This is a genomic window from Paraburkholderia sediminicola (genome assembly GCF_046030555.1).
GTDB classification, from domain to species: Bacteria; Pseudomonadota; Gammaproteobacteria; order Burkholderiales; family Burkholderiaceae; genus Paraburkholderia; species Paraburkholderia sediminicola_E.
The window spans coordinates 193,355-205,258 of sequence record NZ_JAQQCH010000014.1 but is presented as its reverse complement, the minus strand read 5'-3'; the positions used below and the strand labels follow the sequence as shown (position 1 = coordinate 205,258).

General features: G+C 62.0%; 11 protein-coding genes. 9 read left to right on the top strand and 2 right to left on the bottom strand.

Going from position 1 to position 11,904, the window contains the following annotated elements; all coding sequences use genetic code 11:
* The first annotated feature begins 63 nt into the window (after positions 1 to 63).
* From PQQ52_RS21060 to hslU, 9 genes are all read left to right on the top strand, one after another.
* Positions 64 to 948 carry a lipid A biosynthesis lauroyl acyltransferase gene (locus PQQ52_RS21060; protein ID WP_408215340.1) on the top strand — a complete coding sequence of 295 codons (885 nt, stop codon included), beginning with the start codon at positions 64 to 66 and terminating at the stop codon, positions 946 to 948.
* Between the two features lie 81 nt (positions 949 to 1,029).
* Entirely contained in the window at positions 1,030 to 1,893 is an 864-nt protein-coding gene (gene dapF / locus PQQ52_RS21055) for a diaminopimelate epimerase (protein ID WP_408215337.1), read from the top strand.
* A 208-nt stretch (positions 1,894 to 2,101) separates the two neighbouring features.
* A complete protein-coding gene (locus PQQ52_RS21050; RefSeq protein WP_408215334.1) occupies positions 2,102 to 2,821 on the top strand; it encodes a DUF484 family protein in 720 nt (239 codons plus the stop codon).
* 25 nt (positions 2,822 to 2,846) lie between these two features.
* Positions 2,847 to 3,770 (top strand): tyrosine recombinase XerC, encoded by a 924-nt coding sequence (gene xerC / locus PQQ52_RS21045; protein ID WP_408215332.1) that lies wholly within the window; start codon positions 2,847 to 2,849, stop codon positions 3,768 to 3,770.
* A gap of 91 nt (positions 3,771 to 3,861) precedes the next feature.
* Positions 3,862 to 5,064, top strand: a complete 1,203-nt coding sequence (locus PQQ52_RS21040) for a class I SAM-dependent rRNA methyltransferase (RefSeq protein WP_408215329.1) — start codon at positions 3,862 to 3,864, stop codon at positions 5,062 to 5,064.
* Between the two features lie 226 nt (positions 5,065 to 5,290).
* Positions 5,291 to 6,388, top strand: coding sequence for a CobW family GTP-binding protein (locus PQQ52_RS21035; RefSeq protein ID WP_408215326.1), 1,098 nt, complete (start codon positions 5,291 to 5,293; stop codon positions 6,386 to 6,388).
* 648 nt (positions 6,389 to 7,036) lie between these two features.
* Entirely contained in the window at positions 7,037 to 7,456 is a 420-nt protein-coding gene (gene dksA / locus PQQ52_RS21030; RefSeq protein WP_408198908.1) for an RNA polymerase-binding protein DksA, read from the top strand.
* Between the two features lie 418 nt (positions 7,457 to 7,874).
* The gene (hslV, locus tag PQQ52_RS21025; protein WP_097390913.1) at positions 7,875 to 8,411 is read left to right on the top strand and encodes an ATP-dependent protease subunit HslV; all 537 of its coding nucleotides are present in this window, start codon (positions 7,875 to 7,877) and stop codon (positions 8,409 to 8,411) included.
* A 9-nt stretch (positions 8,412 to 8,420) separates the two neighbouring features.
* On the top strand, positions 8,421 to 9,767 hold the full coding sequence (gene hslU, locus PQQ52_RS21020) for an ATP-dependent protease ATPase subunit HslU (protein WP_408215323.1): 1,347 nt from the start codon (positions 8,421 to 8,423) through the stop codon (positions 9,765 to 9,767).
* 159 nt (positions 9,768 to 9,926) lie between these two features.
* Here hslU and PQQ52_RS21015 read toward each other — a convergent pair whose 3' ends face one another.
* Positions 9,927 to 10,469, bottom strand: coding sequence for a response regulator transcription factor (locus PQQ52_RS21015; RefSeq protein ID WP_408215320.1), 543 nt, complete (start codon positions 10,467 to 10,469; stop codon positions 9,927 to 9,929).
* Positions 10,466 to 11,776: an ATP-binding protein gene (locus tag PQQ52_RS21010; RefSeq protein ID WP_408215317.1), complete on the bottom strand. Its 1,311-nt coding sequence runs from the start codon at positions 11,774 to 11,776 to the stop codon at positions 10,466 to 10,468. Before PQQ52_RS21010 ends, PQQ52_RS21015 begins: the two co-directional genes overlap by 4 nt.
* Positions 11,777 to 11,904: the final 128 nt, after the last annotated feature.

The following is an 11,904-nucleotide window of genomic DNA, read 5'->3' as shown; positions in this document are numbered from 1 at the left end:
TTTCGACCCGTTTCCAGGTTCCTTGAGCAAAGCGTCGCTCGACGCCCTATACGGAGGGGCGGCATGCTGAGTCGTCTTGGTGCCCATCTGGCCATTGGGCTGCTGAAGTTTTTGGCTTTGTTACCGTACGGTTTCGTTGCCCGACTGGGCGACGGACTGGGCTGGCTGCTCTATCAGGTCCCCAGCAGCCGCAAGCGCATCGTCCACATCAACCTGAGCTTGTGTTTTCCCGAGTGGAGCGCCGAGGACCGCAAAGAGATCGCGCAGAAACACTTCCGCCACGCGATCCGCAGTTATGTCGAGCGCAGCGTCCAGTGGTTCTGGTCTGCAGAGAAGCTGGAAAAGATCGTGCAGGTGGATAGCGAAATCGATCTGCTGGACCCCAACATGCCGCCCACCCTGTTGCTTGGCGCGCATTTCGTCGGTATCGAGGCGGGCTCCGTGTTCATCAATCACGCGCTGCGCCGGCAGTGCGGAGCGCTCTACCAGCCGATGTCCAACAAGGTGCTCGACGACGTGGCGATAGCCGCGCGCGGGCGCTTCGGCGCGGACATGGCAAGCCGCGCCGATAGTGCGCGCATCGTGCTGCGCTGGTTGCGGGCCCGCAAGCCGGTCATGCTCGGCGCCGACATGGACTACGGCATGCGCAACTCGACGTTCGTGCCGTTCTTCGGCGTACCGGCGTGCACGCTGACGGCCGTCGGGCGGCTCGCCGGGGTCGGCCATGCGCAGGTGGTGCCGTTCATCGGCGAAGTGCTGCCGAACTACAAGGGCTACCGGCTAAAGGTCTTCAAGCCGTGGGACAACTACCCCACTGGCAACGACGAAGCCGACGCGCGCCGCATGAACGCCTTCCTCGAAGAGCAGATTCCGCTGATCCCCGAGCAGTACTACTGGGTGCACAAGCGCTTCAAGACCCGTCCGCCGGGCGAGCCGAGCGTGTATTAAGCGAACTTCGAAAAAAGCGCGGGAACGCGGAAATAATGGTGCGTTCAGCCCACCTGCAGGCGCGTCACTTACAATAGCGCGATGAAACTGAAATTCACCAAAATGCACGGCGCGGGTAACGACTTCGTCGTGCTCGACGGCTACACCCAACCGGTCGACCTGGCACCGGCGCAGGTGCGCGCGCTCGCGGACCGGCATTTCGGCGTCGGCGCCGACCAGTTGCTGCTGGTCGAGAAGCCCACCGTCGACGGCGTTGATTTCAGATATCGCATCTTCAATTGCGACGGCGGCGAGGTCGAGCACTGCGGCAACGGCGCGCGCTGCTTCGTCAAGTTCGTGCGCGACCGTGGCCTGACCGACAAGCGCAGCGTGCGCGTGCAAGTGCAGAACGGCACCATTTTGCTGACCATGCAGGAAAACGGCGAAGTGCTGGTTGACATGGGCACGCCCGTGTTTGAACCGGAGCGCGTACCGTTCGCCAACAAAGGCCTCGAAGGTCGCCGCGAGGGCGCGGACACGCTCTGGCCGCTCGACGTGAACGGTGTGACGCGTTGGATTTCGATGGTGTCGATGGGCAATCCGCACGCGGTGCAGGTGGTCGACGACGTCGAAGAGTTTCCGGTACTCGTCGAAGGCCCGGTGATCGAACGGCACGCGCGCTTCCCGCAGCGAGTGAACGCGGGCTTCATGCAGATCGTCGGCCGTAGCGAGGTCAAGCTGCGCGTCTACGAACGCGGCGCCGGCGAAACGCTGGCGTGCGGCACGGGCGCATGTGCGGCAGTCGCTGCCGGCATTCGCCGCGGACTGCTGGATGCGCCGGTGCTGGTGCACACGCACGGCGGCAAGCTGACCATCACGTGGGACTGCACGCAAGGCGGCGCACCGCTGCTAATGGCCGGCCCTGCGGCAACCGTCTTCGAAGGCGAGATCGAACTGGCCGACTGACCCGCGCCAGCGTAATACCCGATTCAGCGGCCGAGCGATCGGCCCAGGAAGTACCAGACACGTGGCCCGAAAAGGCCGATGAAGATGCCGGTGAATAGGCCAATAGGCCGGTGAAAGAGCCGGACCAGGCGGCTCTTTCACCGGCCGACCGAACTCATGACCGATGCGCCGCCCGAAGGCGTCGCCCCGTAGTCCTTTAGCCGAAACCATGAACGATCGCGAAGTCGCCGAATATCTGCTCGCCAACCCCGAATTCTTCGCCGAAAACGCGGAAATGCTCGCGACGATCCGGCTTGCGAACCCGCACGGCAAAGCCGCGGTGTCGCTGCAGGAGCGTCAGATGGAAATGCTGCGCGACAAGAACAAGCACCTCGAACGGCGTCTGGCCGAGCTGCTGCGCTACGGTCACGAAAACGACAGCATTGCCTCGAAATTCAATCGCTGGACCATCCGCGTGATGGCCGAGCGCGATCCTTATGCGCTGCCCCGCACGATTTCCAACGGTTTGCGCGATATCTTCGATGTGCCGCAAGCCGCGCTGCGCGTATGGGACGTCTCCGAGCCCTATTCACAGGCTGAGTTCGCGCGCCATGTCGGCGAGGAAGTGCGAATCTTCGCGAATAGCCTCACCACACCGTACTGTGGCGCGAACACCGGCTTCGAAGCGGCGCAGTGGCTGACGCCGGCGGTATCGGCCGTGAGCGACGATGAGTCCGCAGGCAGCACGAGCGAGTCCGCGCACGCCACCGAATCGATTGCGTTGCTCGCGCTGCGCGACCCCGAAGGGAAGGAAGAAGCGCCCACCTTCGGCCTGCTGGTGATGGGTTCGGCCGACGCGCGCCGCTTCCATGACGGCATGGCGACCGATTTCCTGACGCAGATCGGCGCGTTGGCAAGCGCGGCGCTGAGCCGCCTGCTGCCGCGCTGAGCCACGCGATCCACGAAAATCCATCGTGACCGAAGCCGACCCGATCGCCGCCTATCTGTCGAATCTCGAACATGAGCGGCGGCTGTCGGCGCATACGTTGCGCGGCTACACCCACGAACTTGAGGAGCTCAAGCTGTTGGCCAAAGGTCGGCCGCTTGAAAGCCTCACCGCTGTCGATATTCGCGGCGCGGTTTCGCGGGCGCATGCCGGTGGCCTGACGGCGCGCTCGATCAGTCATCGGCTGTCGTCCTGGCGCGCGTTCTACCGTTGGTTCGCGGGCCGCGTCGATCTGCCGGCCAACCCGGTCGCCACCGTACGGGCGCCGAAGCAGCCGAAAGCGCTGCCAAAAGCACTTTCCGTCGACGACGCCACGCGCCTGATGGAGAGCCCGCCCGCCGCGACGCCCGAAGGTTTGCGCGACCATGCGATCCTCGAACTGTTCTACTCGTCAGGCTTGCGGCTGTCCGAACTGGTCGGCCTCGACGCCCGTTTTGCCGACGCCGGTGGCTACCGTTCCGCGGGCTGGCTCAAGCTCGATTCCGCCGAAGTCGAAGTGCTCGGCAAGGGCAACCGGCGCCGCATCGTGCCGGTTGGCAGCAAGGCGCTCGTCGCCCTGAACGCGTGGCTCGCGGTGCGCGACCAGATGGTCAAGCACGATTCGCATCCGTTGTTTCTGTCGGCGCGCGGCAATCGCCTGTCGCCGAATGTCGTGCGCGAGCGTGTGAAGCGCGCGGCGCTGGTCGCGGGCATTCCCGCCAATGTGCACCCACACGTGCTGCGGCATTCGTTCGCCACGCACGTGCTGCAGTCGAGCGGCGATCTGCGGGCTGTGCAGGAACTGCTCGGGCACGCCAGCATCACCGCCACACAGGTCTACACCGCGCTCGATTTCCAGCATCTCGCGCACGTCTACGATCAGGCGCATCCGCGCGCCAAAAAACGCGACTGATTCCGCTCTTTGCGGCTTGCGGTCTCCACCTTCGCTTCACCTGCCGCGCGACTCTGTTTCCGCGCGGCCTCTTGCTCCAGCTGACACCCTGATGAATACCGTTACGCTCAAACCGTCGAAAGAAAAATCGCTGCTGCGCCGCCATCCGTGGGTCTATGCCAACGTGATCGATCGCGTCGACGGCAATCCCGCGCCCGGCGCGACCGTGCTGGTGCGCGCGCACGACGGCCGCTTCCTCTCCCGCGCGGCCTACAGCCCGCATTCGCAGATTCGCGCACGCGTGTGGAGCTTCGACGAAATGGAGCCGATCGATCACGCGTTCTTCAAGCGCCGCGTGCAGCGGGCACTCGCGCATCGTCAGACGATGGTGCACAACACCGGCGCCGTACGATTGATTTTCGGCGAAGCGGATGGCCTGCCCGGTCTGATCGTCGATCATTACGTGGCCGAGGACGAAGGTCAGCGCAGCCAGCTGGTATGCCAGTTCATGGCGACCGGCGTCGAAGCATGGAAGGAAGCGATCGTCGCCGCCCTGACCGACGCGACCGGCTGCCCGAACGTCTACGAGCGTTCGGACGTGTCGATCCGCCAGAAGGAAGGGCTCGAGCAGATCACCGGCGTACTGGCGGGGGAAGCGCCCTCGGAAGCGCTGATCTCGAACGAAAACGGCGTGAGATATCACGTCGACGTGCGCAATGGCCACAAAACCGGCTTCTACGTCGACCAGCGCGACAACCGCCTGCTGGTGCAGCAGCTCGCGCAGGATCGCGACGTGCTGAACTGCTTCTGCTACACCGGCGGCTTTTCGCTCGCCGCCTTGAAAGGAGGCGCCAAACGTGTTGTGTCGATCGATTCGTCGGGCGAAGCCCTGGCGCTCGCGCAACAGAACGTGACAGCCAACGGTTTCGACGCCGAGCGCGCCACCTGGCTCGACGCAGACGCGTTCAAAACCCTGCGCCGTCTGTACGACGAGGGCGAGCGCTTCGACCTGATCGTGCTCGATCCACCGAAATTCGCGCCGTCGCGTGAACACGTGGACCGCGCCTCGCGCGCCTATAAGGACATCAACCTGACTGGCCTTAAGCTGCTGCGCCCCGGCGGCCTGCTGTTCACCTATTCATGCTCCGGCGCGATCGACTCCGAACTGTTCCAGAAGATCGTGTCCGGCGCGGCGGCCGATGCGCGCGTCGATGCGCGGATTCTCAAGCGCCTCGGCGCCGGGGTTGACCACCCGTTGCTTACCGCATTCCCGGAAGGCGAATACCTGAAAGGCCTGCTGTTGCAAATCGCCTGATCGCCCATAGCTTCGAGGGTATATCCCTTGCGCCGCGGAGGGGTTCGCCCCCGCGGCCAGCGCCGGATTCACAGATATGTTTCAATATCCGGCTAGCTCGGGCCGCGCGCCATCAGGCTGCCGCGCCCGGCAAAGCGGATTCGCAGACGCATTCGCTGCAGAGAATGGGCGGCACATTTCGCGCTGTAAATTCGATTATGCACAGACTTACGTAAAGGCGACCAACATGATCCCAGTCACCATCCTGACCGGCTTTCTCGGCAGCGGCAAAACCACCCTGCTCAAGCGCATCCTGAACGAAAAGCACGGCATGAAGATCGCCGTGATCGAGAACGAGTTCGGCGAAGAGAACATCGACAACGAAATCCTCGTGCAGGACACGAGCGAGCAGATCATCCAGATGAGCAACGGCTGCATCTGCTGCACGATCCGCGGCGACCTTTCACGCGTGCTGGGCGATCTGGCGGCCAAGAAGCAGTCCGGCGAGCTGGATTTCGACCGTGTCGTGATCGAAACCACCGGTCTCGCCAATCCGGGCCCGGTCGCACAGACGTTCTTCATGGACGACCAGATCGCCAACGAATTCCTGCTCGACGCGATCATCACGCTGGTCGACGCGAAGCACGCGAACCATCAGCTCGACGAGCATGAAGTGGTGCAGCGCCAGGTGGGCTTCGCCGATCGCCTGTTCATCACGAAGTCCGATACGGTCGACGAAAAGCACGTGGACGATCTGCGCCATCGCCTGTTGCACATGAATCCGCGGGCGGCGATCAAGATCGTCAATTTCGGTGAAGCGGACATCAAGGAAATCTTCGACCTGCGCGGCTTCAACCTGAATTCGAAGCTCGAAATCGATCCGGACTTCCTCGCTGAAGACGAACATGCGCACAGCCACGCTCACGCGCATGACGAGCACGGCCACACCCATGCGGAGCACGACGATCACGAGAATTGCGATCACGACCATGGCAAATGCGACCACGAAGGTCACGACCACGCGCATCACCATCACGCGCACCATGACGACAAGATCAAATCGTTCGTCTACCGCAGCGACCGCCCGTTCGATCCGAACAAGCTCGAGGACTTCCTCGGCGGCATTCTGCAGATCTATGGCGAGCGCCTGCTGCGCTACAAAGGCGTGCTGTATATGAAGGGCGTCGACCGGAAGGTGGTGTTCCAGGGCGTACATCAGATGATGGGCAGCGATCTGGCCGCGAAATGGCAGCCGATCGAGAAGAAGACCAACAAGATGGTGTTTATCGGCATCGAACTGCCGCAAGACCTGATCACCGACGGCCTGGACGCCTGTCTGGCGTAAGCGTCACGCCTTGCCATGCTGTGGACGTGACGCGGCACGCGGCGTGCTGCAGCGCCCTTGCCACGAACGCGCAGCCTGTGGGCACGAGGCAATCGTCTGCAGAATACGTGGAAGACCGGCCGAAAGCCCGCTGAAATGTCGGGCGTGTGAAAAGCACGTGAAAACCCTGCTGTATTAAACCGTGCACGACCATCGCTTTTTGGTCGTGCGCGCGTTATATTTTCGGGATATCAGTGCGCCGCCAGGGGATTTTCACCAGTTGCGGTGCTGGATTGTGATTCAGTTACAATACGTGCCCACTGGAGAATGACAACGAATTGCCCGGTCAGCGCGTATTCCGCGCCGGGCCTGAAACGGCGCCGGAAAATCTTATCCGGAAATCACGCCGACAATGCCGGCTGGCACAGCAGACAAGGCGCGCTGCCGGCAAGCAATGCCTCAGGAGCATTTGAGAAACGGTTTCCAGAGGAGTTCGGCCCCGCATTGGCGTAGCGACGCCCGGCGCGTGGGCGCAAGGCGCTTCGGCGTCACCGACAGCCCATCGTCCGTGCCCGCCCAGCGCTCCGCGTCCTCGTGGCGCTTTTGCGGGCAATACGAAAGTGCGGGCACTATGTAAGAGTTTTGCCTCACATTGAAGAAGCAAGCCAGATGACGACGAAACGACTCTTGACTGAAGCCGAAATCCTGAAGATGAGCGACAAGGATTACATGAATGCGGATCAGCTCGCCTTCTTCAAGAACAAGCTCGAACAGCTGCAGGCGGACATTCTCCGCAATGCCGGCCAGACGACCGAGAACCTGCGCGAAACAGTAATCGTGCCGGACCCGGCCGACCGTGCAACGATCGAGGAAGAGCATGCGCTGGAACTGCGCACGCGCGACCGCGAGCGCAAGTTGCTGAAGAAGGTGCAGCAATCGATCGCGCGCATCGATTCGGGCGATTACGGCTGGTGCGAAGAAACCGGTGAGCCGATTGGTGTTCCGCGTCTGCTCGCACGGCCTACGGCAACCCTGTCGCTCGAAGCGCAGGAACGCCGCGAACTGCGCCAAAAGCTGTTCGGCGACTGACCGCCTACGGCGCGGCTTCGGCTCCGCGCCCTTTTAAGCTGCTTCGTCGAGAGGCGCACGGTGATCTGTGCGCCTTTTTTCTTTTGTGCGACGCTTTTCGGGCTTTGCCGGGAAACCGCTCTGAGCGCCCGTTTGCGGCAGCTCGAGGGCGCGCCCAGTTGCGCCGACAGCCTCCGGGTGGTTCATATCCCGACGGCGGCCCACCTCAGCGTTGCTCCCGCTCCTCCGTTCTGAACCCCGTGTTTTTGTCTTATGCCATTTGCCGGCTCTTGATATGACCGCGCACGCCCTAAAATAAGTCGAACATGCGTTACACGAGCGCGCGCCGACCGGTTCATCGTTGCGCGCCGTCCGCGTCCAGGATTCATGCGGTGGTCCACGCCATCGCGTCCTACCCGTTTTGCAAAGAGGAACGCATATGGAGCAATTTCACGGCACGACGATCGTTTCCGTGCGCCGCGGCGACAAGGTCGCGCTTGGCGGCGACGGCCAGGTCACGCTGGGTAACATTGTCATGAAAGGCGGGGCGAAGAAAGTCCGGCGTATCTATAACGGCAAGGTGATGGTCGGCTTCGCCGGCGGCACGGCCGACGCCTTCTCGCTGCTCGACCGCTTCGAAGCGAAGCTGGAAAAACACCAAGGCAATCTGACCCGCGCCGCCGTCGAACTCGCCAAAGACTGGCGCACCGACCGCATGCTGCGTCGCCTCGAAGCGATGCTGATCGCCGCGGACGCCACCACCACCCTCGTCATCACCGGCAACGGTGACGTGCTCGATCCGGAAGGCGGCATCTGCGCGATCGGTTCGGGCGGCGCTTACGCGCAAGCCGCCGCAAAGGCGCTGGTTGACAACACCGAGATGTCCCCGCGCGAGATCGTGGAGAAGTCGCTGGAAATTGCCGGCGACATGTGCATCTATACGAACCATAACCGCGTCATCGAGACGATCGAGTAAGGACCCACGATGAGCACCATGACCCCTGCCGAGATCGTCTCGGAACTCGACAAACACATCATCGGCCAAGGCCGCGCAAAGAAAGCAGTGGCCGTGGCGCTGCGCAACCGCTGGCGCCGTCAGCAGGTTGAAGACCCGCTTCGCCAGGAAATCACGCCGAAGAACATTTTGATGATCGGACCGACCGGCGTCGGCAAAACCGAAATCGCGCGGCGTCTGGCGAAACTGGCCGACGCACCGTTCATCAAGATCGAAGCCACCAAATTCACTGAAGTCGGCTACGTTGGCCGCGATGTCGATAGCATCGTGCGCGATCTGATGGAGATCTCCATCAAGCAGACGCGCGAAACGGAAATGCGCAAAGTGCGAACCAAGGCTGAAGATCAGGCCGAAGACCGCATTCTCGATATCCTGCTGCCGAGCGCGCGTCCGGTCGGTTTCGGCGCGAGCTCGAGCGCCGCGGATACCGTCGACGAAGGCAGCACTACACGTCAAACATTCCGCAAGCGTCTGCGCGAGGGCCTGCTCGACGATAAGGAAATCGAGCTCGACGTCGAACAGCCGCAAGTCGGCATGGACATTATGGGTCCGCCGGGCATGGAAGACATGACCGAGCAGATCCGTTCGATGTTCGCGAACATCGGCGGCGGCAAGAAAACGCGCCGCAAGCTGAAGGTGAAGGAAGCGCTCAAGGTCCTCACCGACGAAGAAGCCGGCAAGATGCTCAACGACGAAGAGGTGAAGGCCAAAGCCGTGCAGAACGTCGAGCAGAACGGTATCGTATTCCTCGACGAAATCGACAAGATCGCGTCGCGCAGTGAAGCAGGCGGTGGCGAAGTATCGCGTCAGGGCGTGCAGCGCGATCTGTTGCCGCTCGTGGAAGGCACCACGATCAATACCAAGTACGGCATGGTGAAAACCGATCACATTCTGTTCATCGCGAGCGGTGCGTTTCATCTGGCCAAGCCGAGCGATCTGATTCCGGAACTGCAAGGCCGCTTCCCGATTCGGGTCGAACTGGATTCGCTGTCGGTGGGCGATTTCGAATCGATTCTGGTGTCGACGGACGCGAGCCTCGTCAAACAATACCAGGCACTGCTGGCCACCGAAGACGTGCACCTCGAATTCGCCGACGACGGCATTCGCCGTATGGCCGAAATCGCGTACTCGGTCAACGAGAAGACCGAAAACATCGGCGCACGCCGCCTGTACACGGTGATCGAAAAACTGCTCGAAGATGTCTCGTTCGCAGCGGGCAATCACTCGGGCAAGACCGTGCAGATCGACGCGGCATATGTCGATCGCGCGTTGAACGAAGTAGCGGAAGACGAGGATCTGTCGCGCTACGTGCTGTGATGCGGACACCAGCGTCGATGCTGACGCCGCGTTAAGGCCGCGCGTCTCGCACGTGGCCGATCATACTTAAGGCGTAAAAAAACGGGCTGTCTTGCGAAAGACAGCCCGTTTTGCTTGATGGCCCGCAGTGCACAAACAGGTCCCAAGCAGGTCCAGTGCTTACTGTTTGACCGGCCGTTTCGCCAGCTTGCGTTGCAGCGTGCGACGATGCATGTTCAATGCGCGCGCAGTAGCCGAAATATTGCCGCCGTGCTCCGCAAGCACGCGTTGAATGTGCTCCCATTCCAGGCGCGCAACCGACAACGGCGTGGGATGCTCGATCGCCTCTTCAGCTTGCAGCGAGCTCGCTTCGCTTTGCAGCGCCGACAAGATTGTCTCCACGTTGGCGGGCTTCGCCAGGTAGTTGTCCGCGCCGTCTTTCACCGCCTGCACCGCCGTGGCGATGCTGGCATAACCAGTCAACACCAGCATGCGCGCGTCAGGCTGTAAATCACGCAAGGGGGCGACGAGCGTCAGACCGGAGTCGTTGCCGAGATGCAGGTCTACCGTGATCTGGTTGAACTTCTGCTGGTTCGCCAACTTGATCGCCTCGTCCGCATTGTGCGCTTCGGCCACCGTATAACCGCGCCGCGTCAAACCACGGGCGAGGATGCCGGAGAACACCTCATCGTCGTCGATCACCAGAAAATTCATATCGCTCATGCCTGTTTCTCCGTGTTGGATGGCGTAGTGCCTTGACGGCCCGCACCTGGTAATTTGCGCGCTGCAAGCGGCAGTCTCAACACTGCGCGCGTGCCACGCAGTTTGCTCTCGCTGACATCGGTCAGTTCGATCGATCCCTTCAGACGTGCCGCCGCTGAAAATGCCAGATAGAGGCCCACGCCGTGTCCGCCTTGCGTGCTGTCGACCGGCATTGCACCGAGCGACCCGCGCAGCGCGGCCGGAATACCGGGGCCTGCGTCGCATACTTCGAATACGATCTGGTCGGCGCGAGCCGCAAGCGTGCACGACAGCGTTACGTGATCGCGACTCGCACGCGCGGCGTTGTCGAGCAGAATCGTGAGAATCTGACTGACGGCAACCGTGTCGTCAAGACTGACTCCCGCAGGCGGCTCACCGATCCGCTGGAACTTCACATGCGGATGACGCAAGCGCCATTGCTCGCCAAACGATTCGAGCCATTCGTTGACCGTTTGCCGGTTGGTCGCTGTCGACGCGCGGCTGCGTAGCCGCGCAAGCGCCGACGTACACAGCGTCATTTGCTGTTCGAGCAACTCCAGATCGGCGCTGTATGGCGCAAGCCCTTTGTCGGTTCGCGCGGCATCGCGTAATTCTTCGGACAACATTGCAATTGTAGACAGCGGCGTGCCGATTTCGTGCGCGACAGTGGCAGCCTGCACGCCGAGTGCAACGGCGCGTTCGTCATGAAGCAAGCGCTGCTGCGCCTCTCCGAGCGCTGCGTCACGTAGTCGCAGAGCGCGTGACATACGCGCGACGAACCACGCAATCAGGCCGACGCTGACCATGAAGTTCACCCACATGCCGGCACGGTAGTAGTCGAACAGGTTCGCCGGATTGTCGAGATTCAGTGGCACGGAATCGAAACCGAGCACGGCATAGCAGGCCACGGCGAACGCGGCGAGCCATGCCATCAGATGCCACGGCAACACGGCCGCGGCAATCGCGAGCGATGGCAGGTATAGCGAAACGAATGGGTTGGTCGTGCCGCCGGAGAGGAACAGCAACGCCGACAACGCGCCGAGGTCGACCCAGATCTGGCCGAACAGTTCGAGATTGGACTCGGGCCGCTGCTGCGAGACGCGCCACCACGTAAGTCCGTTGAAGATAACTTCGAGGGCGATCACGAGCAACATGGCGGGCAGCGGCAAATGCACGCCGATGAAGATCTGCACGAACGCGATCGTCACCAGTTGGCCAATGATGGCGAGGCTACGTAGCCAGAACAGATGACCGAGGTTGACCCGGCCGGTGTTGGTTATACGATGCATGACTTTAATTTACCTGTTCGGACTAGTCCGACTTACCTCGCGGCCTCGCGCCGGTAACATGGAATTTTTGCGACAGCGTTGCACAGGCCGATTACGCATCACGGGTTCCTGCACCGCCCAACACCATC